Source organism: Limnohabitans sp. DM1, assembly GCF_001269385.1.
GTDB lineage: Bacteria > Pseudomonadota > Gammaproteobacteria > Burkholderiales > Burkholderiaceae_C > Limnohabitans_A.
Map to the genome: position 1 here is coordinate 132,637 of NZ_CXOO01000010.1, position 25,420 is coordinate 158,056.

Here is a 25,420-nt window from a genome sequence, read left to right on the forward strand (position 1 = left end):
ATTAATTTAATTGGGGTCAGATCCCAATTAATTTGTCTTTGTTCGGCAATACCTCTAACACCCCCCCCGAACATCACAATCTCCGAAGGCTTGAAGCAGGCCACCACCAAGCAACAAACTCTACTTGGCCTGAGAGCGTCTGGGCAAAATCAATTTCAAGGTCACTGAGGGTTTGCGCACAGATGTTTTTTGCATGGGCAAGTAAGGCGTGTGCGGTGGGCATTTGCACCGATCACTGTGGGCAGCGGCCTGCACGGCTTTGACGGGGCGCCAGCAAGGAGCGACATACAGGCCCCCACTTACAATTTGCCAATGTCATCCAAAATCCTCATCACCGGCGGCGCCGGTTACATCGGTTCGCACACCGCAGTTGAACTCATGCAGGCAGGCCACGACGTGGTCATCGTGGACAACCTCTGCAACAGCAGCATCCGGGTGCTGGAAAGGCTCAACGCCCTTTGTGGCGAAAAATTCAGCTTTGTCCAGGCCGACGTGCGCGACGGCGCAGCGCTGGACACCGTATTTGCCCAGCACACTATCAGCGGCGTCATCCATTTCGCAGGCCTCAAAGCCGTGGGCGAATCGGTGGCCCAGCCCGTGCGCTACTTTGACAACAACATTGGCAGCACACTCACCCTGTTGCAAGCCATGGACCGCGCCGGTGTTCGGCGCATCGTGTTCAGCTCATCGGCCACCGTTTATGGCGACCCCAGCCAAGTGCCCATCACTGAATCGAGCCAGTTGCAAGTGACCAACCCCTACGGCCGCACCAAGCTCATGTGCGAAGACATCCTGCGTGACCTGCAAGTGTCCGACCCGCGCTGGCATGTGGCCATCCTGCGCTACTTCAACCCGGTGGGCGCCCACATCAGCGGCACCATCGGTGAACACCCCAACGGCATCCCCAACAACCTGATGCCCTTCATCACCCAGGTGGCTGTGGGCAAGCGTGAATTTCTGAGCATTTTCGGCAAGGACTACCCCACACCCGACGGCACCGGCGTGCGCGACTACATCCACGTGGTGGACCTGGCCCAAGGCCACCTGGCGGCGCTGCGCTACCTGCAAGACAAACAAGCCAGCATCACAGTCAACCTGGGCACCGGACGCGGCGTGAGCGTGCAGGAACTGGCCGACACTTTTGCACGCGTGACCGGCGTGGCCATTCCCTATCAATTTGTGGCACGACGCCCCGGCGATGTGGCGTCATGCTTTGCAGACACCCAACTGGCCGAAACCGCCCTGGGCTGGAAAGCACAACTCGACGTTGACCGCATGTGTGCCGATGCCTGGCGCTGGCAATCGAAGAATCCTGAGGGGTATTGAGGGGATCTGCTTTCAGAGCCCCTGGAAATGATCAGGGCTCCATCATGTCCAGACCGTCACACACGGGGCAAGTGACCAGGGGCATACCGAATGAGGCAACAGGCACAGCAGTTGTTATCATCCATCTACCTATTTGCCCGTATTGCCATGCTGACTTACTTGCCCGTGTTCTTTTTCTTTGCCGCCCTGTTTGGCGCCCCAGTGCTTGGCTTGCTTGTATTCAGCTTCATGGGCATGGGGGCCGCCTGGCAAGCATGGCGCCATCCACAAAAAGAAAGCCATTGGGTTTGGACGACGCAAGACAAATGGCTTGCCCTGTCCTTCATGTCCATCCTGTTTTTCAAACTGCTGAGCGTGGCATGGTCCGACAAACCCATGCTGGCCTTATCCAACGCTGGCTGGCACCTGTATTTTCTGTTCTGGCCTCTGGTACTGTTGGGGCTTAACCGCTGCAAAACCACACAGGCGCAGGCCGACAAGGCCATTGCACTGGGCTTGATCTTCACGGCCCTTTGGCGCAGCACCTATGCATTGACCGGCTGGGATGCTATCAACCCCGGTGCCAGCGGCACAGGCCTTTTGGCCCAACTGGCCATGACCATGGGCGCCTGGAACCTGCTTGCCCTGACCCGGCCTGACGATACCCCACCCCGTTGGCGAGCCATCCAGGGATTGGCCGTGCTGTGCACACTGATCATTCTGGTCATCAGCTTCCGACGCCAGGAACTGCTGGAGTTCATTGCACTCGCGGCAGGCATATTGGCTTATCGTCAGCGCCGTCACATCACCATCTGGAAGGCGATCGTGGGCGCCTTGATCATCTTGGGCCTGCTGGGCCTGCTTGTGGCCATACGATGGGACAAATTTGTCCTCGGGTTCAACGAGGTCGTCAACTACTTTGAGTTGCGCCACCAAGACCCCAAAGCCGTGTTGAGTTCGGTCGGCGCACGACTGGAAATGTGGCGTGTGGGCTGGGCTGCATTTTGCGACCACCCCTGGCTGGGTCTGAGTGCATCAGTCCGCCCCTATGAACTGCAGCAATACGGTGCCCCACTTAAAGATGTATTTGGTCACCGGCATTTCCACCAACAATTTCTGCAAACACTGGTCGAAGGCGGCCTTGTCGGATTGATCGTCATGTTGATCAGCCTGGGCTACAGCACACGCGCCATGATCATCAAACCCTTCAAAACCCAGCCAGAAACTGCTTTGCTGGCAGCTGCATTGCTGGGCAGCTATTTCATGGAAGGCCTCATCAGTGCCGCCTTGGTTTACGACAAACCCAATGCACTTCTGGTTGTCACATCGGCATGGCTCTGGATACAACTCAGACGTCATGCCGCTTGAGGCATAAACAACCGCTCATCAGCATCGAAACTGCATGTGAACACACGTATACATAAAAATAATTTAGCTTCATCACATGCCAGGCGTCAATACAGGCATCTGGCAGGCGCATTGGGCGGATCTGCATTGCTCATTCCAGCCTATTTGATGGGTCTGATACTTGAAAGTTGGAACTGGGTCACCCCCCTTTTTGCACAAACGGTCATCTGGTGCATTGCTCCCTATTCACTGGCCGCACATCTACTTTACCGTTCCGTGCACATGCCCGCAGCAGAGCAACGCACATTGCTGTTGATCAACACCATCACTCCCTACTTGCTGATGGTGCTGACCTTTGCACTGCTACAAAAACCCTATGCCCGAAGCGCCGTTCTGCTTGTCGCCTTGCTCACCACCTTCTGGTTTTGGCTGGTCGAGCGCTACTTCCAACAACAAGACAAACTCCAACTCATCTGCCTGGACGAACTCACACCCCAAGAGCTGACGCAACACCTGGACAACGACAGTGCCCTGCTTGACCAACACATCACTTTGGTCAACTGGAACGATGCCCACGACATGCCCCCCGCCAGCGATGGCGCCCTCGTCAGCGAAGAGCACCAACTCAACGATCGCCAGAAACAACAACTGGCCACCATCAAACTCAAGCACATCCGCTTGTACAGCGTGGCGGCGGTGGCCGAATCACTGACCGGGCGCAAAAGCACACTCACCCTGAGCAACCCTCTGTGGCAACCCGACGGCAACCCCGCCTACGACAGCTTCAAACGCCTGGTTGACCTGATCATCGTGATCGGACTGGCCCCCGCTTGGATTCCACTGGGCATGCTTGTGGCCATCGCCATCAAACTGGACTCCAAAGGCTCTGCCCTCTACAGCCAAATGCGCACCGGCCTGCATGGACGGCCATTTCGCATCTGGAAATTCCGCACCATGGTCGAGCAAAAAAATGCCACCGCCCAATTTGCGCAAGCTAACGACATACGCATCACACGCTTGGGGCACTTTCTACGCAAAAGCCGCCTGGACGAAATACCCCAACTGGCCAACGTGGTCATGGGTCACATGAGCCTGATCGGCCCGCGCCCCGAACAACACACCTTCGTCAATGAATTCGCCATCAGCATCCCCAGCTACCCCTACCGGCACCTGGTGCGCCCCGGCATCACAGGCTGGGCACAAGTCATGCAAGGCTACGCCGCCTCTGAAGAAGAAACCGCCGTCAAACTCAGCTACGACCTTTACTACGTCAGCCACTATTCGCTGGCTCTCGACCTGTTGATCGTCGTCAAGACCATCCAAACCATCCTCACCGGTCACGGAGCCCGCTGATGGCGCATTGGCTACAGCGTTTGCTCGCCAAAATCCCCAGCAGCTCAGCGCCCTTGGCCTTGGCCAACATAAGCGCCTTTGGCATTCAGGGCCTATTTGCCATCTTGCTGCTGGGCCTGTTTTCACCCGGGCAAGTCGCGGTCTACTTCGTCATCAGCCAAATTGCCTTCTTTTGGAACGCATTGGCCCTGGCGCAAAGCACCACCACCTTGCTGGCCAACCGGCACACAGACCTGCACCTGGCCACTCGCCAAGCCTTTGGCAAAAGCGTGCTTCGCATGCTGCTCATGCTGCCGGGCGCAGGTATTGCCATCTGGCTCAGCAAATTGCAACCATCTCTGACCTACCTTGCCTGGGCTCTGGCCATCGCCCTCAGTCAAATGACATGGTACCTGGCCCAAGCCTATTTGTTGCGGGCAGGCACAGCACGCCAAAGCGCCATGGCCAGGGTTCTGCCCCCCCTCATTGCCGCAGTGCTGGCCAGCATCGGTGCGTTGCTGCAATGGCAAGGCCCTGTCCTCCTCCTGGCCGCCCTGGCCGGCTTTGCTGTTGGAGCAATTTGGCTCAAAGGCGCCTTCACCCCCCACCCAGCAACGCAGACCAGCCCAAGCACCCCACCCAGACCCAGCACACAAAAAGACGACCGCAGTACCCTGCTGCGCCTGAGCCAAACCCTGATTGACGGCCTCTTCTTCACAGGCCTGGCCATCGTCTGGCAAAACGCCTACGGCCCCGAACACGCTGGGTGGCTGCTCACACTCATGCGGCTCATGGGCTTCATTCCCTCGCTGGTGCACACCGCCTGGCAACAAGTTGTATTGGCCAACCCCGAACAAAAGCAAATGAGCGGCCTGTGGGTGGCCATGGCCAGCTCCGGCATCGTGGTGTGTCTTGGCCTGCTCATCGATGGCTTGGTGCACTGGAGCATCCTGCCCACACGCTGGCACGGCCTGTCAGACTACTGGCTGCCCATGGTCATCTGGCACGTGGGCGGCTGCTGGGCCGCCACCTTTGGCCACCTGTCATTCGCCAAAGGCCTGGCCATCAAATTCTCTAAGCTGGGCATCACCACCCAGCTCATCGGCATAGCCATCCTCGCCACACCCTGGTTGGGCTTGCCGCTAGGGCCTGTCGTCCACATCCACCTGCTGGCCATCGCCAACACCGTGATGACCTTGATCCTGTGCGCACTCATGCTCAAAGCCCAACCCGCCGCCTGACTGACCGCCCCACAACCCCATGCGCATACTCCAACTCGGTCGCTTCTGGAAAATCATTGGTGGTGTGCAAATGCACGCACAAGCACTGTGCCAAACGCTCACCGCCCAAGGCGTTGAAGTGTGCGACCTGGTTGCAGCGCCCACCTTGCAAAGCACCGACCAAACGGTCGACGGCTACCGCATGGTCGAAGCCGCAAGTCTTGGCGTGTACTTCAGCACCGCCATCAGCCCAGCCATGGTCCTGCAAGCGCGGCTACTGCACCAAGAAAAACCCTTCGACCTGATCCACCTGCACTTTCCGGACCCCATGAGCCACCTCGTGTCCATGTGCATGCCCGCCCACATTCCACGCGTGATCACCTGGCACAGCGACATCGTCAAACAAAAAAATCTGCTCAAGCCGTACCGCCCATTCCAGCGCCGCGAAATCATGCGTGCAAAAGCCTTGATCGCGCCCACTGCGGCCCACTACACCAGCAGCACCCAGATCCCTGCAGACTACCCCGCCGAGCGTTGCCACATCATTCCCTTTGGCATGAACTACGACGGTCTGCGCCTCACCCCCGGCATTGCCGAGCGAGCAGCACAAATCCGCAGCCAAGCCCGAGGCCAACTGCTTGTCTTCACGCTCGGCCGCCACGTGAGCTACAAAGGCTTTCACGTGCTGATCGAAGCGATGCAGCACACCGACGCGTATTTGATTTTGGGGGGAGACGGTCCTCTGACTCCCGAGCTGCGGCAGCAAGTGCACACACTGGGATTGACCGACAAAGTGAAGTTCACAGGCCGCATCAGCGATGAAGACCTGCCGGCTTACTACCACGCCTGCGATGTATTTTGCTTGCCGTCCGTCACCACGGCAGAAGCATTTGGCCTGGTTCAACTCGAAGCCATGGCCTGCGGCAAACCCGTCATCTGCACGCAACTCAACAACGGTGTCAACGCCGTCAATCCCCATGGCGTGACAGGGCTGACCGTGCCCACACACGACGCGCCTGCGCTGGCGCAAGCCATGAACACTCTTAGCAATGCAGCCCTGCGTACCCAACTCGGGCAACAAGCCCAAGCCCACGCACTGGGCAACTACTCACTCCAGGCCATGGGCGAGCAGCACATCCAGCTCTATCAAGCCTTGCTCAACCAGCGTTAGCCCAACAGGGCATCACCGTTGCTAGCGAAGCCACTGGATCGCCGCGTCGCAAGCTCCTCGCGATGACGGCCAAATATGTCTCGCGAAGAAATTCAGGGAGCTGGTTTGAGCCCCAGCTACTTCCAATCGGTTTGGCTCAGCGACAAGAGTGCAGCCCAGTCATCCGGTGGATGGCCGCGCTCCAGCATGCGTTGGAAAACAGCACAGGGATCGCTTTTACTGCCCGAAGATCGCAAGGTATTTTCATCATTCACCCAAGCAAAAATGATCATCCTGGACTTGGAGTCAAACCGAAAAAAAGACGGAACCTTCGGCCAATCTTCGCACGCCGCCAATGCCGATAATCAGCGCCCATCGTGTTGCCTTGCCGATATTCTTCACGGTTAGGATCACTCGGCACAGCCTCAAAAATCAATTTAGAGACAGCAGCAAACAACCTGACGTTGCCATTCGACTCAAAGCCCTGAGGATCTTGCGCTTGCGCCCGCTGTGCAGCGGCATGCAAGCTTTGAAGCTGCTCGATCAAACATTCGTGAAAAAGCAGATTCCAGCCATGGCGTTGCATCAAAGCGCAACGTCTCCAGTGATGTCAAAGTCCAGATCATCAGACTGGGCCAAAGTCGCCAACATGGCCTGCGCAAGCTCATCTGGCAAGCCAGACAGATGGCGGCCGTTTCGAATATCGGACTCCAGCAATGTCAAAAAACACCCGATGGCCGGGTCTTCATGAACACCACTCACGGCTTGCGACACGATGATTTGTGAGCCCTGCAAATCAAACGCCACCTTGCCACCATAGTCCACGCCAAGCGCTTGGCGGATCGACTTAGGCAAGGTGATTTGGCCTTTGGAAGTGATGGTGGCAACTTCGTGAAGCGTGGTCATGTGAATCCTCCTGCAAGGCCGCAACTGTAAGGATAATTCCTTACCCCATCAAGCCCTGCTCAGCACCCGCTCATAAACCTTCAGGGTCTGTGCCGCGCAAGCATCCCATGTGAAGGCACGGGCACGCGCCAAGCCCTTGGCCGCAAAGTCCCTTGCCAAAGCCTGATCGGTGGCCAAAGTGGCCATCGCATCGGCCATCGCGTGCACATCCAACGGGTCCAGCATCCAGGCCGCGTCGGCAGCCACTTCGGGCAAAGACGTGCTGTTGGACGTGATCACCGGCGTCTGACTGGCAAAGCCCTCCAACACCGGCAAGCCAAAGCCCTCAAACAGCGACGGGAACACCAAGGCGGTCGAACGTTGCATCAAAACCCGCTTCTCGAAATCATTGACGCTCTGCAACCAGCGCACAGGCCCGTCCGCAGTGCACGCATTGAGCTTGGCCACCAAATCGTCACAACCCCAACCATTGCGGCCCACAATCAAGAGCGGACATTGCGCACGCAATGCTGCAGGCAACGCCTCGTGCGCCTGCACAATGCGCTCCACATTTTTGCGCGGCTGCAAAGTGCCCACAAAAACAAAGAAGCGGTCAGGCACACCATACTTGCCCAGCACAGCCTCGGCGGCATCACCCGACAAACGCTCGAAATACCGGTCATCCACCCCCAAGGGCGTCACCGTGATGCGGGACTCCGGAATCCGGAAATGCTTGGCCACCTCGGTGCGCGAGAAATCCGAAATCGTGATCACCTGGTCTGCCCAGTGCCCCGATGTGCGCCAAAGCCAATTCTTTAAACCACGCAAACGGCTGCTCACCCACTGCGGATGCGACAGAGGAATCGCATCCATCAAAGTCGCCACCACCGGCACCCCCTTGAGCTTGGGCGTGTAGTGATCCGTGGCATGAAAAATATCCACGTGTTTGGCCAGCAAACTGCTACCCGCAAATGGCACATCCGTCACAGCGGCCAAAGCCGCAGATATGCTGTAGCGACCCAAGCGAATCGTCTGATGCCCATCGATTTGCTCGGCTCCCGCATTGCCAAACACCACCGGGCGTAACTGCACGTGGTCAAGATCGAGCCTGCGGAAAACCTCTTGCGTGTAATACCCGATGCCATCCAACTGGTGATTGGCCAGCCCTCGTCCCCAAACCGTCGTACCAAAACCGACCTTCATTTCTGACTTTCCAACATCCAGGCCAAAGTGTCCTCCAGTGCATACGGCTTGAATGGCCCTGTGCATGCCAACAACTTGTCAGCACTGCCACACAAACGGTGCACCTCATTGGCCCGTACAAAAGCCGGATTGACCCGCACATCCATGGTGTGGCCCGTCATGTCGGACAGCAAAGCAATCACATGCTGCAAGGTGTAAGGCTGCCCAGAGCACACGTTGTAGACCTCGCCCGGCACGCCATGGGCCAGCAAAGCCAAATACGCGTCGCACACCATGCGCACATCGTTGAACTCCCGCTCCACATGCAAATTGCCCAGCTCAATGGCTGGCGCACGCTGGGCAAAATGGCTCACCAGCTTGGGGATCAAAAAGTTAGGCGCCTGACCCGGCCCCGTGTAATTGAAAGGCCGGCTGAACACCACCGGCAAACGGTCCAGATAGGTGCGCGCCATGTGCTCCATGGCCAGTTTGCTCATGGCGTAATGGTTCACCGGGGCCGCTGGTTGCGCCTCTGTGATGGGCGACGCATCGCAATTGCCATACACATTGGCACTGCTGGCCAGCAAGACCTTGCTCGGCTTGACCGGCAAAGCCGCCAAGCCCGCCAGCAAATTCATGGTGCCCACCACATTGACGCCATAAAACGCCGTGTCGTCTGCATGCCCCACAAAGCTGATGGCGGCCAAATGCACCACCGCATCGGGCGCGGCTTGCAAGACCTCTGCCGCCACAGCGGCCTTGTCCGTCAGGTCGGCCTGTAAAGCCAGCACCTGGTGGCCAGCGGCCTCTGCGGCAGACTTAAAAAAAAGGCCGGTAAAACCGGCCGCACCTGTGAGAAGAATTTTTAAGCTCACTTTTTAACCTCTGCAGACTTGCGTCCGCCAATAAAAGTAGCAACCAAGCCTACCAAAGCAAGGGCGCATCCGTTGTGGTCTGCGATACCGCCACCTCTCCAGGGCGAGCTTGCATGCGAGTGTGATTATTTGGCATGACGCTGCAGCGCTTGGGTAGCGGTTTTTTTCAGGTCGCGACCAACGACACGCATATCACCCGACAGTTTGATTGCGTCAATTCGTGCATCACCATTCCGAGGTAACACATAGCCGTTGTTCATGGCAAACGGGTTATGAATAGCACGACCCGCCTGCCTTAATACTTTCAAGATCAATTCAGACATGAATACCTCCTTGTGTCTTGATGCCAAGCCCGATCATTAAGATCTGCTTTGCAGACTTTGGATTGTACCGAACCGCACATCTTGTGCTTCAAAAAGAAAACCTATCCTGATTGCGCCGAGCACATAAAGTGGCGCAAGGTCTCTCGTTGAGGCTAGTCTGCTCACCTACCACCACCTGGTGGCCAGCGGCCTCGGCGGCCGACTTAAAAAAAAGGCCGGTAAAACCGGCCGCACCTGTGAGAAGAATTTTTTGCTTCATGCCGCAGCCAAATGCTCACCATCGTGGAGCAATGTATTGTTATAGAGATCCATGATCGGAAAACACAAATCATAGTCGCCCCATACCAGTTCACCATGGTGCAACTCAAATTGCGAAAAACGGACAGGGTCCAAATAAGCCCGAACAGATGGATGGTGAGACGATGTCAAGAAGGGTTTGAAATCAACCGATTGGGCTTTGCGGTCATCAAACGTCAAAGCCACACGGTAAGCATCCAGCAATATGGCATCGGTGATGTTCAAGGTCTTGTGGGTGTTCATTTGATCCACCGTGTAATGGACTCTGCTTGAACAAGTTTGTTCAAAACAAAGAAATCAATCCACTTGCCAACTATAGCGTCTGAACGGGATTCCACCAACGCCTGAGCACGATGCCGAAATAATCGTAGAGCTTAGGTTTATTAATACGAGAACCCCGCCTGATTGCGGCGCTGATTAGCCCGTACCATCATCTGGCACAGTTGCTCTGTCACCCGCGGCCATGGACCCAAACTCAACAATCTCGCCCAAACCATATTGGTGAGCAAGTGCTTGTTAGCCTTGTTTGTGGTTTTCAGTCTTCACGTTGCAATTGAATATGCAAGGGATTGCTGCGGACCTCAGATTCCCCCAACTTGGCTTCAAAGCACAGAGGCCCAGGGCTGGGTATCGTCAAATTGGGGAATTTCATGATCACACGTATGGTCTGCGCACCATGCTCATCAATTGCCTTTTGTGCATCCGCCAACATGGCCTGCAAGTCCTGCTCAGAAGCCGCCACTGAATAGCGAACTTCATCGCCGACAAGCATCTTCAACGTCAAGTCTGGAACAGCCTTGCCAGCGGGCAAGCGCAACAGCAGAACCACCGCAAGACTGTGCAATACGAGCGGAAAGGCACCGGGTGGCGCCACCAGCACATCTTGCGCATACCAGCCTAGGATGGATGAACGCCCATCGGCCTCCAAACGCACATCATCGCAATACAGGCAAGTTAAAACCATGTTGTCCCCCTCATGCATGCGACAGCTCTTCATTTAACTGTTGAGTGCTGATGGCTGCTGCCATGGTGCCTTCATCCACCCCCAAAACCTTGGCCAAGCGCAACATGGTGCCCACGCGCATGCTTGTGGGTTCACGCTCCCAGCGAGCCACACTGGGTTGCTGCGTGTCCATCAAGTGCGCCAATTGCTGCTGTGACAAGCCCGCACGCAAACGCAGACCGACCAAACCAAGTGGTTGGCTGTGCTGCTCCAAGGCGTGCCCCATGCGTTGGCGCATGGTTTTGAGCCTTGCAGCCCGTTGCGGATCGCGTGCTCGCCTCTCTACAAAAGCAAAAGCATCTTGCCCATGCACGTCTGGTGCATGCTGGACTTCCATCGCAACCCATTGATCAGCTCTTAGCATGGTGACCTGAACCGACAACACCCCGGTGACAACTGACCCCATATCAACGCCATGCTGGAATGTCGCACGAGCGGTATCGCACCAATAAACGGTTGTAGGCATCGTGCCCAGTGTCGTAGGCGATTGAACGTTGAGTGATTGCCAAGACATAGTAGGTTTCCTTTTGGGCGTCATAGCCCACAAAAATCCGGTAATCGGCCAAGGCTCCCAAAAAATCCCAATACTTCAGGATCAAGATGTTGTAGCCGCCTTGCCAAGCCTCTTCAAAGCGTTTGACTTCGAAAAGAGGATTGTGGCCATCACGCAAACCCGGCTTGAACAAAACATCAAGCACATCCAAGTTACCCGCAACTTCATCCATGAGCACATCTGCTGCATCAACCGCATCCAGATCAGACTGCAGGCCCGTTGCCTCCAACGCATCCAAATCAGACTCAAAAGAATCGGTAACCAGCAAGCGAGGCATTTTATATCAATACCGTTATACCGACTGTGCCACGGCCAACGTTAGAAAGAGAACCCCGCCTGATTGCGACGCAAATCAGCCTCCACCATCATCTGGCACAGCTGCTCCAGCGTTGTCTTGGGCTCCCAGCCCAGCTTGGCTTTGGCCTTGGCCGGGTCGCCAATCAGCAACTCCACCTCGGCGGGGCGGTAAAACCTGGGGTTGATGCACATCACCGTTTTGCCGGTGGCGGTGTCAATGGCAGTTTCATCTTCTTCGCTGCCCTTGAAGTCAACCGCAATACCTGCCCCCTTGAACGCCATGCGCACAAAGTCGCGTACCGTCTCCGTCCTATTCGTTCCCAACACAAAGGTGTCGGGCTCGTCGGCTTGCAGCATGCGCCACATGCCTTCCACATACTCTTTGGCAAATCCCCAGTCGCGCTTGGCGTCCAGGTTGCCCAGCTCCAGGCAGTCCAGCTGGCCGAGCTTGATCTTGGCCACGCTGTCGGTGATCTTGCGGGTCACAAACTCGCGTCCGCGCAGCGGGCTTTCGTGATTGAACAAAATGCCGCTGGAGCCAAAGATGTTGTAACTCTCGCGGTAGTTGACGGTCATCCAGTGCGCATAGAGCTTGGCTACGCCATAAGGGCTGCGGGGGTAGAAAGGTGTGCTTTCGATCTGCGGAATCGCTTGCACTTTGCCAAACATCTCGGAAGTGCTGGCTTGGTAAAAGCGGATCTTGGGATTGACCAAGCGAATGGCTTCAAGCAGGTTGAGGCAGCCAATGCCGGTGATTTGCGCGGTGGTGCTGGGTTGGTCAAAAGACACACCCACAAAGCTTTGCGCGGCCAGGTTGTAGATTTCGTCGGGCTGGACTTTTTGCACCAAGGCGATGCTGGAGCCCAAGTCGGTCAGGTCGTATTCGACCAAATGCAAATTGGGGTGGTTTTGGATGCCCAGCTCTTCGATGCGCCAGAAGTTGACTGAGCTGGTACGGCGGTAAGTGCCGTAGACGGTGTAGCCCTTGTCGAGCAGCAGTTGCGCCAAATAAGCGCCGTCTTGGCCTGTGATGCCGGTGATTATGGTGGTTTTTGTCATTTTCAAATTTTCCATTTAACAATCATTTTTTTCTACTCGCTGTCGTAGCAACTGCCGACTCATTAATTCCAATCTTCGAGCCAATGCAGGATATCGATGCTCTGCTGTCCATTTTTCGGCGCTTTGCTGAATTTTTTTAACTTCCTGGTCTTCACAACTCAATGCATTAAACAACTTTCTTAAACCATTAGCGATATCAACAGGGCTGGTTCCTGGTAGATGATGAACAATATCTTCTACATCATCAAAGATAGCCAATGGTGTGACGACGACTGGCTTACCCGAAGCCAAACCGTAACGCACAGCACCACTTGCAGATTCACCTGTACCTTGATAAGGGAAAATCACTATATTGGCTTGTACTAACTCAGCCATACTTTGATCATCACGTAAAAAATCCGTAACGATTTTTACACGATGCTCTAAAGCCAATTGATGAATTCGCGTTTTAGCAGAATCTATTAAATTCCGAGAAATATCGACTGGATATTCAGCATTGACCATTGTCAACTTTACATTAACCCCATGGTCGACCAACAATCCAACTGCTTCAATAAGCTCTAGCAAGCCCTTATGAGGCAAGAAAAAACCGTAGGATGCAATATGTAGTAGTTCATTGTCAAAAGTCTGATGACCTTTTAAAGGCTCCATGATTCCATGCGGGAACAATGCCGTATTTCGCTCAACTCCGATCTTTTTGAGTCGATTGAGATCATGAATAGAGTGAACCAGCACACGATCACACAGGGCAAGTTGTTCTGCAATGAAGCGCAACTGCTTTCGAGGGTTCTCTGGCGCATCGACTGTGGCATGCATCATGACTATAACGACACGGCCAGCTAATTTTTGCCTCTTCAAAAAAGATGCAAAGTGGGGAAAGTCAAAGAATGAATATTGGAATTGAACGATCAAGGTGTTCAGATTCAGTCGTTCAACTTCCGCCTCCAGTTGGTCCAGATTGTCACCTTCACCTTGCTGCCAACAACGAACAACATTTGATTCATCCAAAAAAGTACGGTCATCTGCTTGTGCAGCAAGTATCATGGGCGCCGCATTGAAACCGGCCACCAAATTGCTGGCATAGGTTGCCACGCCACATCGGGCATTCCAAGTTGTGATCCAACCTGTACGAGTTTCAGGGACATTCGAATCCACAGAAAAGCGACGAACGTCATGTTCGAGTCTTTGAGCAGTGTCACTCCATTTGAATCGTGACCGCAGTAAATGTTCAGCGGCGTTGACTCGATCTTTGAGGATGGCAGGCTCGGCTGCATGTACTTCGCGCATCGTATGAGCCAAATGATCCACATCTGGCTCCGCCCAGACTGAGTTTGACAAATTGAAATGCGTTTCAGCGCGAACAAAGCTGTAATCAACCAGCCATGCCGTTTGCTCGTTACAAAAGTCAAGTTGTCCGCCCCACGCTGTGGTCACTACAGGCAACCCCATCAGCATGGCTTCCGCCATCGGCAACCCGAAACCCTCTGCTCTGCTGGGTGCTAGCAAAGCATTGCAAGAGGCATACAAATGCTTGATCTGGCTGTCACCAATGTCCCCCTCAATGATGTGAACATCTGGGTATGCGGGGTTACCTTGCCGCGCCTCTTCGAGCCACTTATGGACTTCATTGTGTGGGTTAGGGAAAGTTTTGATAACTAAACTGACATTGTCATCAGCGTTAAAGGCTTGACCATAAGCCCGCAACATGACATCTACACCTTTGCGCGGGAAACATGATGAAACATGCAGGAAGCGAAATCCTTTTCCAGGGACCGGGTAGCTCGAATCGGCGATAACTTTATCCCAGTGATCAACGCCACTCGAACAAACGCCCAATGGAACAGCGACACCGTTGTCTATCATGATTTTTCTAACGTGCTCAGATAGACATGAGATTCCTTGTAACGAGTCATTGAAATCAGCTACCCATTGCTGAGGAAAACCACTCTCCTCCCACGCGTAGGCATGCAACAAGTTGATTCTTGAAACGACATCTGAAACGCGCGGTGGATAAAGTAACCGGCTTGTTACATCGGCTTGGTCCGCAGAAAGTAATGCAGCTGCCCGGTGCAGTTCACACAGCTTAGGGTTCGCATCCAGAAAACTGGACGATGGTTCAAAATCACCAGGGCCTTCGGTGGAGTGCAGAGCTACCTGATGCCCACGGTGGTCCAAGGTTTCAGCTAAAGAACGGTTAACCAAAGCAAGGCTATAGCTGCTGTCAAAAGGGCCTTCCACCCGCCACCTGATTGAATTTGGCAACACACCCGCACGAGCCAAGCTTTCATTGGCTGCCATACCGTTGCCAATTAATGCGGCAGCTTCTTTAAGATCCGTATCGTTATGGACAGCATCAATATTGCCTATAGATTGAATCAACTGAACATAAGTAGCATTCATCTCTGTGCGTGAAGAAGGCCAAACACGTTGTCTATGCGGGCGTTTTGCATGAGTAGCCTCCATTGCAGTCAAGGCAGCGCATGCCGTGTTATCCCAAGAAAATCGCTTCGACTGATTTATCCCATGCAGACGCAGTCTATTTGCATAATCTGAATCTTCAAGCACACGCCGAATAGCCCCAGCAATTGCAGCAGGATCGGTTGGATCGAACAGTGCATCTTCCCGGCCAATCACTTCTGGAATGCTTGTTGTAGCCGATCCAATTGTCGGGGCACCACACGCCATTGCCTCCAAGGCTGGCAACCCAAACCCCTCGTGAAGTGATGGAAAAACATATGCAGCAGTTGCGCTATAAAGCGCAATCAGTTCTTCATCGCTGATAAATCCCGTAAAAATTACTCTATTGTCAATTCCTAGCTTGGTTGCCAAGTGAGCGAATCTGTTTCGATCATGCTCTGCAACCTTGCCTGCAATGACCAATTGAGTTTCACCCAATAAACCAACTCCAAGCATAGAAAAAGCTTTTAGCAATCCTTCAGCATTTTTTCGAGGTTCCATAGCGCCGCTGTACATGACATAACGACCCAAAATTCCGAATTTATCCCTTAGCATCGCACGTTCTGCACTGCCAATTGACACTGGCTTAAAGTATGGTGATATCGCAGAAGACATGTTCACTATGCGACCTGGGTCTATATCCAAGGCTTGCAGGGCCTCCTCCCGCGCATATTGAGAAATTGATAATAAAAGATCAGCACGTTTGAGTGATTCAACTTTGTCAAAATACCAATTGCGAACCCAATCTGATGCTAGGTAATTATCGGGGTTCAATAAAGGAATCAAGTCGTACAGAGTGACTGCATTTGCAGCTCTTACTTTGGGCAACTTACCAACCGAAGTGACAGCCCCGGCTTCCGCGCCCTCGAACAAACTTGAGACATGAATAAAATCGGGCTGAACGCCCTCTAAGAAGGATTCCCACATGTACTCAGAAGAACGCCTGCGCCAAGTATTGGCTGAATTTGGCCAACCAATTTCTTTTAATGTATTGAAATGACGAATTTGCTGAGCTGGCACTAATCCATCTAGCGCAGCCTCTATCTCTTTTATTCCAGAAGGGAATGTGCTGTTAACTGCCACCCAAATTTCATGATCTCCCGCATTTCTTGCCATCGCTTGCGCCAGCGACAAAGAATACCTACCGATACCACGAAATCGACTTTCTGTTTGTGCACCTTGCAAATCAATTAGTACTCTCATTGCCCATACGTCCCATTAACTACATTTTGCAAGTCGGCAAATACGCGTGCCGCACGCTTGTCTAGATAAATGCCTCCATGATTTATCTCTAAACCCAAATTATTCAATAGCTTAGGTGGTGAGCTAGCAGGTTGAAACAAAGTAACTACAACAGGCTTTAGATGCACTGCCAAACCCAGTTTATTTGCGACTTTTATTGCAATAGTTTTGAGCTTGGGCTTAGCGACAATCCATATCACGATTTTGCGAAATATTTTTTTAGCTGCCGCTTTTGCTCTTTGTTTGAAACCATGAGCGCGCAACAAACTCAGCTGGTGCACTGGCCAGCGAAGCGGCGCGGTGATGCGCCAAGAAGTGCTGTTATAAACCGCATGAAGTTGCGACACATGGGCATGTGAAGTAGCAGCGGCTTGCTGCGCTTTGGCTTCAGCTTGCTGAGCTTTGCCTTCGGCCTGCTGGGCTTTGGCTTCGGCCTGCTGAGCTTTGGCAGCAGCTTGCTGGGCTTTGGCTTCGGCTTGCTGCACTTTGCCTTCTGCCTGCTGAGCTTTGGCAGCAGCTTGCTGGGCTTTGGCTTCGGCTTGCTGCTCTTTGCCTTCTGCCTGCTGAGCTTTGGCAGCAGCTTGCTGGGCTTTAGCTTCGGCCTGCTGAGCTTTAGCTTCGGCTTGCTGGGCTTTGGCTTCGGCTTTTTGCTGGCCTATCAAAAGGAAGTCATCAAAGAAATTAGGCGGGTATTTAAACTCTGATGCCAAATTTTCATGCTCTTTTGCAATGTAATAGCGGTTCAGTCCATCAGCATACGCAAAAAGATAATCTGCCCCCAGCAAAATCGGTTCCCAGCTTTCATAAGATTCCTGCTGGGTCATGGGCAAGGTCGCCTCAACCAACACAATCCAAGGCCGAAAGTCGGTCCAATTGCTACTTCTTAAAGCGTGTTCTTCGAAGCCTTCAACATCAACTTTTAAAAAGTGAACCTCTTGCCCTGTCGGTAAATGCTGCGCGCAAACAGAGGCCAAGGTATCAACGCTAACGGTTTGTTCAACAACGCCCCAGCCACCATCCTTGTGTTGGTCTGCAATGCCTGCATCGAGCGTTGACAAGCCCGTGTCACCAACCAGATTCATCGTCGACTGACCAGCACACTCGCCAATAGCCAACTGAAGGTTAATGTCGCGTGATCGTTGCTTCACAAGCGAAGCATGATGCACTGGGTTAGGTTCAATGTTGATGCCGCGCCAGCCTCTGTCATAAAAGGCTTTGGTCACAGAATGTTCGTCTGGCCAAGCGGCGCCTACATCGATGTAAAAACCACTTTCAACGTGCTTAAGTGCTCGCCAGAGCATCACGTCTTCATAGTTCTGGGCGTATGAAATAAAACTCATGCGGGTGTGATTTCTATGACAGGGTCAATCCAGGCACAACCTGCAAAATGCGGCTTGTTGATGTTGATCACATTGAATACAAGTGCTAGATCACGCCACTCGTAGTTGTTATTCAAGTGCGTATCTGTACTAGTTAAAGCAGTTTGTACAGAGTAGGTGCCTGGGCCTAAATTTGCAGGAAAAGCAATTTCAAAATGGAACTTATCACCTGATGAGACATCCACTATAGGCTGCTCCTTCAGGTGTGTGTTGGTGCCGTAAATAACTTGACCCAAACGGTCTTTGATACCGTAGCCCAACACCAATCTTTCAATGGCTTTGTTCGCCTGAACGGTAATGCGCAAGCGCACAGGCTGACCCACGTCAACCACTTCAAGAGGTCTGTCTTGGCTATCAACCAAAGTTATGGCAGTGACCACCGCGTCACCCGTGCCCGAAATGGTTTGAACCTTGCCATCTTCACGCACTTCTTGCTTGACCTCTTGATTTTGATGGTCGGCAAGCATGGCGTTGTAGTAATCCATGACTGCCTCGGGCTCCCCTTCCATAGCCAGGTGTCCCGCGTTGAGCAAGATGGCTCGGTCGCAGATGCCCTGGATGGCACCTTTGTCATGACTCACGATGAGCAGCGTGGTCCCCTGCTTGCGGAACTCACGGATGCGGTCAAAGCTCTTGTGCTGAAAATACGCATCGCCCACCGACAGGGCTTCGTCCACGATCAAGACATCTGGCCGCATGGCCGTGGCCAAGCTGAAGGCCAAGCGCATTTGCATGCCGCTGCTGTACACGCGCACGGGCTGGTCGATGTAGTCGCCAATCTCGGCAAAGGCTTCTATCTCGGGCATCAGACGTGCAATGTCTTCGGTGCTCATGCCCAACAACTGCCCTGCCATGAAAGCGTTTTGCCGCCCCGTAAAGTCGGAGTGAAACCCCATGCCGAGCTCTAACATTGCAGCCACGCGGCCGGTCATGTGCACGCTGCCGGTAGTGGGTTGGGTGGTGCCGGTGATCAGTTTCAGCAAGGTGCTTTTGCCTGCACCGTTGATGCCGATGATGCCCACGGCCTCGCCTGCGTTGACGGTGAAATTGATGCCCTGCAGCACCCACTTCAGCTGATGTCGCTTGGATTGACCAGGGGTGATCCACTCCAGCAAGCGCGACCAGCGGTTGGGGTATTGCTTGTAGGCTTTGCCCAAGTTGGAAACAACAATCGTGCCCATCAGAGTTCGTCCACCATTTCGCCCACATACTGGCGGTACATGCGCAGACCCAAAGCGCACAACACCAGGCCCAGCACCAACGGGTAAGCCAGCGCAGACCAGTCAGGCCATTGCTGGCTCACAAAAATACTTTGATAACTGGCAATGACGGGGTACATCGGGTTCATGGCCATGAAGGGTTTGACTTGCTCGGGCAATATGCTCGCCGGATACACCACCGGCGTAAACCAAAACCAGAACTGAAGAAAGATGCCAAAGAATTGGCCCACGTCTCTGAAAAACACATTCAGCACGCCCAGCACCATGCCCAGGCCAATGGCCAAGAGCAACTGCACCGCCAGCACCGCCACAGCCGCCACAAACACCCAGCCAGGCCAAAAACCAGCAGCCACCAAAAAGGCCAAGAACAAGCCAAAGATGATCGCAAAGTTCACCAAAGCGTTGAGTACCGCAATGATGGGCAGCGTCATGCGCGGGAAGCTGATCTTTTTGAGCAGGTTGGCGTTGTCAATGAAGATGTTTTGCCCCCGGCCCACGATCTCAGCAAACAGGCCCCAAGTCAGGGACCCTGCACACAGGTAGATGCTGTAGCCAAAAGTGCTGTCCATGCCAGGCAATTTGGCTCTCATGACCTGAGAAAAAATGACTGTGTACACAACGATCATGGCCAAGGGGTTGATGACCGTCCAGGCGGCACCCAACAAAGAATTGCGGTACTTGCTTTGGAACTCGCGCTTAACACTGCCCAGAATGAAGCCGCGGTAAGCCCAAAGGGCTTTGATCAAGTTCATCAGGCGCGTCCGTAGTTGTCTTGCAGGCGCACAATGTCGTCTTCGCCCAAGTAGTCGCCCACCTGCACTTCGATCAGCACCAGTTCTTCTTCGCCCGTATTAGTCAAGCGGTGCGTTTCTTTGAGGGGGATATAGCGGTATTCGCCCGGGCCCGTGGGGTATTCAACATCGCCAATTTGCACGATGCCATGGCCACGCACCACCGTCCAGTGCTCAGCGCGGTGGTGGTGGTATTGAAGACTCAAGCTCTCGCCCGGTCGCACTGTGATGCGTTTGACTTTGTAGCCGCCCTCTTCTTTGAGCGTGGTGTAGGTGCCCCAGGGTCGATTGACCGATGAGGGCAGCACCGTGCTTTGGTATTGGGCGCTGTCGATGTGGCGTTGCTTCAAGGCGTCCACGACTTTTTTGACGTCTTGGGCTTGGGCTTTGTCTGCGATCAAAAGGGCATCGGGTGTGTGCACGATGACGGCGTTGTGGATGCCGATGGTGGCCACCACTTGTTTGTGGCCTTGGGTGTCGATGTGGATGTGGGTGTTGCTGGTGTCCACGTCGATCCAGTCGATGTGGTCGTCGCAGGCCATGGTGTTGCCCTTGCCGTCTGCGGTGTGCGCTGCGGCCACGGCGGGCCAGGCGCCTACGTCGCTCCAGCCAAACTTGGCGGGCACCAGGGTGACGTTGGTGGCGCGTTCCATGACGGCATAGTCGATGCTGATGTCGGGCTGCAGGCCAAAGGCGTGGGCTTCAAAGCGGGTGATGCTTTGTGTAGCACCGACTGTGGTTGTGGTGCCCTGCCCGGCTTGGGCTTGGCTGCTGGCCATGGCGTTTTGTGCGGCGCTCAGCACTTGGGGTGCGTGCTGTTCCAGGGCGTCCAGCATCGTACCCGCCGTAAAGCAGAACATGCCGCTGTTCCAGTAGTAGCGGCCTGTGGCCAGATACTCTTGGGCCGTGGCCAGGTTGGGTTTTTCGACAAATTGAATGACGGGCTGAGCTTCGCCGCCCACTTTGGCCACTTCGATGTAGCCAAAGCCGGTCTCAGGGCCGGTGGGCTGGATGCCAAAGACCACCAGCTGGCCTTGCTGGGCATGGCGGGCCGCTTGCAGGGCATTGGCCACAAAGGCTGAGGTATCAGGAATCAAATGGTCTGCCGCCAGCACCAGCATGACGGCATCACGCCCGTGCTGCTGAGCCACGGCCAGAGCGGCCAAGGCAATGGCGGGGGCGGTGTTGCGGCCTTTGGGCTCGAGCAAGTAGCTCACGCGGGGGGGCTGGGCCATTTCGGCCACCAGGTTTTGCGTGAGGAACAGGTGGTCTTGGTTGGTGACGATGAGCACGTCGTCGGTGCCGCATGCTTGGCCACGGGCAATTGCTTGCTCCAGAAGGGCGCTGCCGCCCAGCTTCATGAAGGGCTTGGGATAGGCTTGGCGGGATGCAGGCCAAAGGCGCGTGCCGGCACCGCCGGAGAGGACGACTGAGATCAGTTTCATGGGTGTTTAGCTAAGGATTGTTTTTATTTGGTTCAGGCTTGCCGTCAGCAACTGCTGGGCGTGCTCTGGTGTGCTGGCTTCGGTGTAGCAACGAAGTTCGGGGGCGTTGCCCGAGGGGCGCAGGTGGATGATGCTGTCGTCGGCCAGGGTGATGCGCAGGCCATCGGTCTGGTCAGTATGCACAGCTTGGCTGTCGGTGAACTGAACAAATGTTTGCAGCGCGGTTTTGTCTTGGGCCAGGTTTTGGATCAGTTGCTGGCTCTGGGCTGTGGGCAGGTTCTGGATGCGGTCGGCCTGGGTAAAGCGTGCAGGCAGCAGACTGGGCAATGCAGACACGGGCTGCTGCTTGTGCTGGGCCATGGCCAACACGGCCAGGATGGGCAAAGTGCTGTCACGCGTGGGCAGGGGCTGCAGGCCTTTTTGCGCGGTCTGCAGCAAGAAGCCGCCATTGGCCTCAAAACCGGCCACGCTGTTGTGGCCTTGGGCTTGCAGGGCTTGCATGGCCTCGATCACATACGGCGAGCCAATGCGGGTGCGCTGCGTGTGGCCAAAGTGGCCTGACTTTTCAAGTGCGGTATTAGAACTGACGGGGGTGACCACGGTTTGCACACCTAGCCACAGCGCGGTCAGTGTGCCCAGCACATCGCCGCGCATGAAGCGGCCTTGTTCGTCACACACCCAGGGGCGGTCGCCATCGCCGTCGGTAGACACCACTGCGTGGAGTTGGTGCTGCGCACACCAAGCGGCGGCCATGGCTTCGTCGGCGGCAGAGACGGCTTCGGTGTCGATGGGGACAAAATGGTCGCTGCGGCCCAGGCTGGTGACCTGAGCACCCAGCTGGCTGAGCAGTTGCGCCAGCATGTCGCGGCCCACGGCGCTGTGTTGGTACACGCCAATGCGCAGGCCTTGCAGGGCTTGTGCGGGCATGAGGTTTGTATAGCGGGCCACATAGGCGGCCAGTGCTGGGCTGCTGCCTGACTGCGCATGCACTTGCGCCAGGCATTCGGCCAAGTTGGGTAGTTGGCCGTCTTGAGGCAGCAAGGCTTCGACCGAGATGGCTTGCATGGCCACTTCGTCGGCCTTGAGGATTTCGCCTTGGGCGGTATAAAACTTGATGCCGTTGCGGTCAAACGGGATGTGGCTGCCTGTGACCATGATGCCGGGGTTGCCGGTTTGCAAAGCGCGTAGGGCCAGGGCGGGGGTAGGCAGGCAGCCTGCCCAGTCAGCTTGCAGACCCTCGGCTTGAAGGCCTGCGCAGACAGCGGCAGCGATGGATGGGCTGCTGGGGCGCAAGTCCCAACCCACAACGCATTGGCTGGTTCCTGCGGGCAACTGGCCTGTTTGGCGCAGGTGCTGAATGAACACCCGCACATACGTGGCCACAACAGGCGCGGTCAAATCAACCACCAAAGCGCGCACGCCGCTGGTGCCAAAACCTACTGTGGGGGCTAGATCTTTGAGAAACATAAATTGATCAGGCAAAGAGTTCGGCTTGTGCAAGAGCTTTGCCAAGTTGGTCTTTGGCAGATAGTTGCGGCGTCAGCCCTTGGGGCCAAGTGATACCGATGGCCGGGTCGTTCCAGGCTATGCAGCGCTCGTGTGCCGGGGCGTAGTAGTCGGTGGTTTTGTACAAGAAGTCTGCGGTGTCCGTCAGGACAACAAAGCCGTGCGCAAAGCCCGGCGGCACCCAAAATTGTTTGTGGTTGTCTTCGGTCAGCTCAACCCCGGCCCATTGGCCAAAGGTGGGGGAGCTTTTGCGGATGTCCACGGCCACATCAAACACGGCGCCACGAACGACGCGGACCAGTTTGCCTTGTGGTTGTTGCAGTTGGTAGTGCAGGCCACGCAACACGCCTTGGGCGCTGCGGCTGTGGTTGTCTTGCACAAAGTTCACATCCAAGCCGCTGACTTGGTTGAAGTCTTGCTGGTTGAAGCTTTCAAAAAAGAAGCCCCGCGCATCGCCAAAGACCTTGGGCTCGAGAATGAGCAGGTCGGGGATGTGGGTGGGGGTGACGGTGTAGGGCATGGATTGGATCAATTGCTGTGGCTCATTTGATCATTGAGCAGCCAGGCGCTGGCCAGGGTGAGTTCAATGTCAGACGGCCAGCTCAGGTCACTGGGTGGCGGCATCAGCACAATCAGTTGTGCATGTGCTTGCGTCAATTGCTTCCGGGCGTCTTGCAACGCACGGATTTCTCGCGTCAAGGTGTCCTGTGAGCTGATGTCTGCACAGACTTGAATCAGTGCTTCGCGCCCATCGGGATAGCGGGCATGAAAATCCACCTCAAACCCGCCGGGCGTGTGAACATAGCTCACCTCGGCACCGTTGCGCAGCAGTTGGTGCAAGACGGCACATTCGAGTGCATGGCCGGTGTTGGCTTTGCCGGATCGGTCAAACAAGGCGATCAGCCCGGTATCGACGGGGTAGACCTTGCGGGGGTTGACTTGTTTTTGTCGAACCGAGCTGCTGCAGATGCTGATGCTGGTGAGTAAAAACGCGTCTTCTAAATAAGACAGAAGCTGGTGCAACGTGTCTTTGCCCACAGCAACGCCTCGCGACTTGAGGTCGGCATGGAATTTGTTGATGCTAAAGCTGCCTGCAGCGTTGCCCAAGAGTTGTTGCACCATCCATCGCAGCACCTGGGGCTGACTGAGGTTGTGGCGCTCTATCACGTCGCGCAACAGCAAAACGTCTACGTAATTGCGCAGCAGGGCGTGGCGGCTGCGTGTGTCCAAGCCTTGCGCTTCTGGAAATCCGCCTTGCTCCAGGTACTGGTCCAGGTCGTGCGCGAGTTGTGAATGGCTGGCTTTGGTGAGTTTGTACCATTCCTGTGTGGGTTCATGCCCAATGTGGCGCAGCATTTCTCGAAAGCTGAAGGGTGTGACGGTGGCCTCCAGGGCGCGGCCCCGCATGCTGCTGGCCACTTCGCGAGAGAGCATGCGTGCAGAAGAACCCGAGAGGTAGAGGTCGATGTTTTCGGAGTCCAGTAAGCGGCGGGCAAAGGTTTCCCAGCCCGGTACAAGCTGTATCTCGTCTAGATAGAAAGCGGCTCGGCGTTGGTCGCGCCACTCTGGATGAAGCCGGTAGTAGGTTTGCACCAGCCGGTCGAGGTCAGATGCTTGCAAGCCTGCGAGTCGTTCGTCTTCAAAGCTGAAATAAACCAGCCCTTCACGCGGCGTACCAGCTTGTACGCGCTGGGCCATGAGCTGCCACAAAAACGTGGTTTTGCCGGCCCGGCGCATGCCAATCACGGCCAGCGCTTTGCCCTGCACTTGCGGCAGCCAGACATCGCGTCGGGTCATGACGGGCATGGAGCGCGTTTGCGCATCCACGATTTTTTCCGTGTAGACCGAGTCTATTTGACTATCTGAAAACAACATATATTTTGAATATTATCCTTTTAAAAAGGACAAATTCAAATAAATTTAGGCGGCTGAGCTGGACTCAACAATGAGCAGGTCGGGGATGTGGGGGGGGGTGACGGTGTAGGGCATGGATTCACGTTTCAAGCTGGGGCCGCCGCAGATTTGCGTGGGCGTCCGCCCTTGGCCCCATTGACTTTGGCGGCTTGGGCTTTGGCTATTGATCTAACGCGGCCTGCTTTGGCTGCATGTGTGCGCATCCAGCTGCGGCTACCAAAAAGTCCTGCCAGCAGGCCTTCGACGGTCAAGTCGGCATCCAGTTTGGGCCAGTGCAGTCCGGTGCCTAGTGGCGAGATTTCAATGTCGGTTAACTCTGAAGCTTGTGCATTACCCAGCCCTTGTGCCAGTTGGGGCGGGAAAGAAAAAGATGAGCCGTTTTCGAGCGCAATGACAATCAGCTTTTTTCGTGTGTCGTAGTGTGCAGAAGAGGCGCGTAGACGCGAGGCTTGCTCAACTTGCCCCCTGGCTTGCGCTTCCTCAACACGGGCCATTTCTGCCTTGATCCATTCGGGTGTGTTGGCTTTAGTCATGCAATTGGCTCCAGTGAGTTCTGAGCTGCTTCAAATGGGCATCGACGGCCACCAAGGCTGCGGTGACTTCAGCGACTTTGGGTTTGCCCACCAGTTAGCCTTGGG

23 protein-coding genes and 1 pseudogene are annotated in these 25,420 nt (G+C 55.0%); 5 read left to right on the forward strand and 19 right to left on the reverse strand.

The window, feature by feature from the left end:
* The first annotated feature begins 312 nt into the window (after nt 1-312).
* From galE to AMM33_RS01890, 5 genes are all read left to right on the forward strand, one after another.
* Nucleotides 313-1,326, forward strand: coding sequence for a UDP-glucose 4-epimerase GalE (galE, locus tag AMM33_RS01870; RefSeq protein WP_090138250.1), 1,014 nt, complete (start codon nt 313-315; stop codon nt 1,324-1,326).
* Between the two features lie 147 nt (nt 1,327-1,473).
* Complete coding sequence (locus AMM33_RS01875) at nt 1,474-2,673, forward strand: O-antigen ligase family protein (protein WP_194945176.1); 1,200 nt, start codon at nt 1,474-1,476, stop codon at nt 2,671-2,673.
* Nucleotides 2,674-2,934: 261 nt separating this feature from the next.
* Nucleotides 2,935-4,005, forward strand: a complete 1,071-nt coding sequence (locus AMM33_RS01880) for a sugar transferase (RefSeq protein WP_228767895.1) — start codon at nt 2,935-2,937, stop codon at nt 4,003-4,005.
* Complete coding sequence (locus AMM33_RS01885) at nt 4,005-5,225, forward strand: hypothetical protein (RefSeq protein WP_090138255.1); 1,221 nt, start codon at nt 4,005-4,007, stop codon at nt 5,223-5,225. The genes AMM33_RS01880 and AMM33_RS01885 overlap by 1 nt, the downstream gene beginning before the upstream one ends.
* 19 nt (nt 5,226-5,244) lie before the next feature.
* On the forward strand, nt 5,245-6,375 hold the full coding sequence (locus AMM33_RS01890) for a glycosyltransferase (RefSeq protein ID WP_090138257.1): 1,131 nt from the start codon (nt 5,245-5,247) through the stop codon (nt 6,373-6,375).
* Between the two features lie 116 nt (nt 6,376-6,491).
* On the opposite strand, the pseudogene AMM33_RS01895 reads toward AMM33_RS01890, so the two are convergent.
* From AMM33_RS01895 to AMM33_RS01980, 19 genes and pseudogenes are all read right to left on the reverse strand, one after another.
* Nucleotides 6,492-6,940, reverse strand: a pseudogene (locus tag AMM33_RS01895) (type II toxin-antitoxin system YhaV family toxin).
* The gene (locus AMM33_RS01900; protein ID WP_090138259.1) at nt 6,940-7,260 is read right to left on the reverse strand and encodes a type II toxin-antitoxin system PrlF family antitoxin; all 321 of its coding nucleotides are present in this window, start codon (nt 7,258-7,260) and stop codon (nt 6,940-6,942) included. Before AMM33_RS01900 ends, AMM33_RS01895 begins: the two are co-directional and overlap by 1 nt.
* 48 nt (nt 7,261-7,308) lie before the next feature.
* Nucleotides 7,309-8,442 (reverse strand): glycosyltransferase family 4 protein, encoded by a 1,134-nt coding sequence (locus AMM33_RS01905; protein WP_090138261.1) that lies wholly within the window; start codon nt 8,440-8,442, stop codon nt 7,309-7,311.
* Nucleotides 8,439-9,296, reverse strand: a complete 858-nt coding sequence (locus AMM33_RS01910) for an NAD-dependent epimerase/dehydratase family protein (protein ID WP_090138263.1) — start codon at nt 9,294-9,296, stop codon at nt 8,439-8,441. Before AMM33_RS01910 ends, AMM33_RS01905 begins: the two co-directional genes overlap by 4 nt.
* A gap of 125 nt (nt 9,297-9,421) precedes the next feature.
* Nucleotides 9,422-9,619, reverse strand: coding sequence for a hypothetical protein (locus AMM33_RS21685; protein WP_194945177.1), 198 nt, complete (start codon nt 9,617-9,619; stop codon nt 9,422-9,424).
* A gap of 255 nt (nt 9,620-9,874) precedes the next feature.
* On the reverse strand, nt 9,875-10,159 hold the full coding sequence (locus AMM33_RS01915; protein WP_090138727.1) for a DUF2442 domain-containing protein: 285 nt from the start codon (nt 10,157-10,159) through the stop codon (nt 9,875-9,877).
* 292 nt (nt 10,160-10,451) lie between these two features.
* Entirely contained in the window at nt 10,452-10,898 is a 447-nt protein-coding gene (locus tag AMM33_RS01920) for a DUF6941 family protein (protein WP_090138264.1), read from the reverse strand.
* Entirely contained in the window at nt 10,891-11,157 is a 267-nt protein-coding gene (locus tag AMM33_RS21690) for a helix-turn-helix transcriptional regulator (protein WP_194945178.1), read from the reverse strand. Before AMM33_RS21690 ends, AMM33_RS01920 begins: the two co-directional genes overlap by 8 nt.
* 169 nt (nt 11,158-11,326) lie before the next feature.
* Nucleotides 11,327-11,749 carry a hypothetical protein gene (locus AMM33_RS21695; protein ID WP_194945179.1) on the reverse strand — a complete coding sequence of 141 codons (423 nt, stop codon included), beginning with the start codon at nt 11,747-11,749 and terminating at the stop codon, nt 11,327-11,329.
* A 41-nt stretch (nt 11,750-11,790) separates the two neighbouring features.
* On the reverse strand, nt 11,791-12,828 hold the full coding sequence (gmd, locus tag AMM33_RS01935; protein WP_090138729.1) for a GDP-mannose 4,6-dehydratase: 1,038 nt from the start codon (nt 12,826-12,828) through the stop codon (nt 11,791-11,793).
* Nucleotides 12,829-12,843: 15 nt separating this feature from the next.
* A complete protein-coding gene (locus AMM33_RS01940; protein WP_090138270.1) occupies nt 12,844-16,488 on the reverse strand; it encodes a glycosyltransferase in 3,645 nt (1,214 codons plus the stop codon).
* Nucleotides 16,485-17,867, reverse strand: coding sequence for an FkbM family methyltransferase (locus AMM33_RS01945; RefSeq protein WP_090138272.1), 1,383 nt, complete (start codon nt 17,865-17,867; stop codon nt 16,485-16,487). Before AMM33_RS01945 ends, AMM33_RS01940 begins: the two co-directional genes overlap by 4 nt.
* Nucleotides 17,864-19,087 carry an ABC transporter ATP-binding protein gene (locus AMM33_RS01950; RefSeq protein WP_090138274.1) on the reverse strand — a complete coding sequence of 408 codons (1,224 nt, stop codon included), beginning with the start codon at nt 19,085-19,087 and terminating at the stop codon, nt 17,864-17,866. Before AMM33_RS01950 ends, AMM33_RS01945 begins: the two co-directional genes overlap by 4 nt.
* Complete coding sequence (locus AMM33_RS01955) at nt 19,087-19,878, reverse strand: ABC transporter permease (RefSeq protein WP_090138275.1); 792 nt, start codon at nt 19,876-19,878, stop codon at nt 19,087-19,089. Before AMM33_RS01955 ends, AMM33_RS01950 begins: the two co-directional genes overlap by 1 nt.
* A complete protein-coding gene (locus AMM33_RS01960; protein ID WP_090138277.1) occupies nt 19,878-21,362 on the reverse strand; it encodes a mannose-1-phosphate guanylyltransferase/mannose-6-phosphate isomerase in 1,485 nt (494 codons plus the stop codon). Before AMM33_RS01960 ends, AMM33_RS01955 begins: the two co-directional genes overlap by 1 nt.
* Before the next feature lie 6 nt (nt 21,363-21,368).
* A complete protein-coding gene (locus tag AMM33_RS01965; protein WP_090138279.1) occupies nt 21,369-22,829 on the reverse strand; it encodes a phosphomannomutase in 1,461 nt (486 codons plus the stop codon).
* A 7-nt stretch (nt 22,830-22,836) separates the two neighbouring features.
* Nucleotides 22,837-23,388: a dTDP-4-dehydrorhamnose 3,5-epimerase gene (rfbC, locus tag AMM33_RS01970; RefSeq protein WP_090138281.1), complete on the reverse strand. Its 552-nt coding sequence runs from the start codon at nt 23,386-23,388 to the stop codon at nt 22,837-22,839.
* Nucleotides 23,389-23,396: 8 nt separating this feature from the next.
* Nucleotides 23,397-24,743: an ATP-binding protein gene (locus AMM33_RS01975; RefSeq protein ID WP_053170384.1), complete on the reverse strand. Its 1,347-nt coding sequence runs from the start codon at nt 24,741-24,743 to the stop codon at nt 23,397-23,399.
* 125 nt (nt 24,744-24,868) lie between these two features.
* Nucleotides 24,869-25,315 carry a DUF2442 domain-containing protein gene (locus AMM33_RS01980; protein ID WP_090138283.1) on the reverse strand — a complete coding sequence of 149 codons (447 nt, stop codon included), beginning with the start codon at nt 25,313-25,315 and terminating at the stop codon, nt 24,869-24,871.
* Between the last annotated feature and the right edge of the window lie 105 nt (nt 25,316-25,420).

Bases quoted from the DNA above. Each gene is read 5' to 3' on its own strand.
- galE (WP_090138250.1), top strand. From the start codon at position 313: ATGTCATCCAAAATCCTCATCACCGGCGGCGCCGGTTACATCGGTTCG.
- AMM33_RS01875 (WP_194945176.1), top strand. From the start codon at position 1,474: ATGCTGACTTACTTGCCCGTGTTCTTTTTCTTTGCCGCCCTGTTTGGC.
- AMM33_RS01880 (WP_228767895.1), top strand. From the start codon at position 2,935: ATGCCCGCAGCAGAGCAACGCACATTGCTGTTGATCAACACCATCACT.
- AMM33_RS01885 (WP_090138255.1), top strand. From the start codon at position 4,005: ATGGCGCATTGGCTACAGCGTTTGCTCGCCAAAATCCCCAGCAGCTCA.
- AMM33_RS01890 (WP_090138257.1), top strand. From the start codon at position 5,245: ATGCGCATACTCCAACTCGGTCGCTTCTGGAAAATCATTGGTGGTGTG.
- AMM33_RS01900 (WP_090138259.1), bottom strand. From the start codon at position 7,260: ATGACCACGCTTCACGAAGTTGCCACCATCACTTCCAAAGGCCAAATC.
- AMM33_RS01905 (WP_090138261.1), bottom strand. From the start codon at position 8,442: ATGAAGGTCGGTTTTGGTACGACGGTTTGGGGACGAGGGCTGGCCAAT.
- AMM33_RS21685 (WP_194945177.1), bottom strand. From the start codon at position 9,619: ATGTCTGAATTGATCTTGAAAGTATTAAGGCAGGCGGGTCGTGCTATT.
- AMM33_RS01915 (WP_090138727.1), bottom strand. From the start codon at position 10,159: ATGAACACCCACAAGACCTTGAACATCACCGATGCCATATTGCTGGAT.
- AMM33_RS01920 (WP_090138264.1), bottom strand. From the start codon at position 10,898: ATGCATGAGGGGGACAACATGGTTTTAACTTGCCTGTATTGCGATGAT.
- AMM33_RS21690 (WP_194945178.1), bottom strand. From the start codon at position 11,157: ATGCGCCAACGCATGGGGCACGCCTTGGAGCAGCACAGCCAACCACTT.
- AMM33_RS21695 (WP_194945179.1), bottom strand. From the start codon at position 11,749: ATGCCTCGCTTGCTGGTTACCGATTCTTTTGAGTCTGATTTGGATGCG.
- gmd (WP_090138729.1), bottom strand. From the start codon at position 12,828: ATGACAAAAACCACCATAATCACCGGCATCACAGGCCAAGACGGCGCT.
- AMM33_RS01940 (WP_090138270.1), bottom strand. From the start codon at position 16,488: ATGAGAGTACTAATTGATTTGCAAGGTGCACAAACAGAAAGTCGATTT.
- AMM33_RS01945 (WP_090138272.1), bottom strand. From the start codon at position 17,867: ATGAGTTTTATTTCATACGCCCAGAACTATGAAGACGTGATGCTCTGG.
- AMM33_RS01950 (WP_090138274.1), bottom strand. From the start codon at position 19,087: ATGGGCACGATTGTTGTTTCCAACTTGGGCAAAGCCTACAAGCAATAC.
- AMM33_RS01955 (WP_090138275.1), bottom strand. From the start codon at position 19,878: ATGAACTTGATCAAAGCCCTTTGGGCTTACCGCGGCTTCATTCTGGGC.
- AMM33_RS01960 (WP_090138277.1), bottom strand. From the start codon at position 21,362: ATGAAACTGATCTCAGTCGTCCTCTCCGGCGGTGCCGGCACGCGCCTT.
- AMM33_RS01965 (WP_090138279.1), bottom strand. From the start codon at position 22,829: ATGTTTCTCAAAGATCTAGCCCCCACAGTAGGTTTTGGCACCAGCGGC.
- rfbC (WP_090138281.1), bottom strand. From the start codon at position 23,388: ATGCCCTACACCGTCACCCCCACCCACATCCCCGACCTGCTCATTCTC.
- AMM33_RS01975 (WP_053170384.1), bottom strand. From the start codon at position 24,743: ATGTTGTTTTCAGATAGTCAAATAGACTCGGTCTACACGGAAAAAATC.
- AMM33_RS01980 (WP_090138283.1), bottom strand. From the start codon at position 25,315: ATGACTAAAGCCAACACACCCGAATGGATCAAGGCAGAAATGGCCCGT.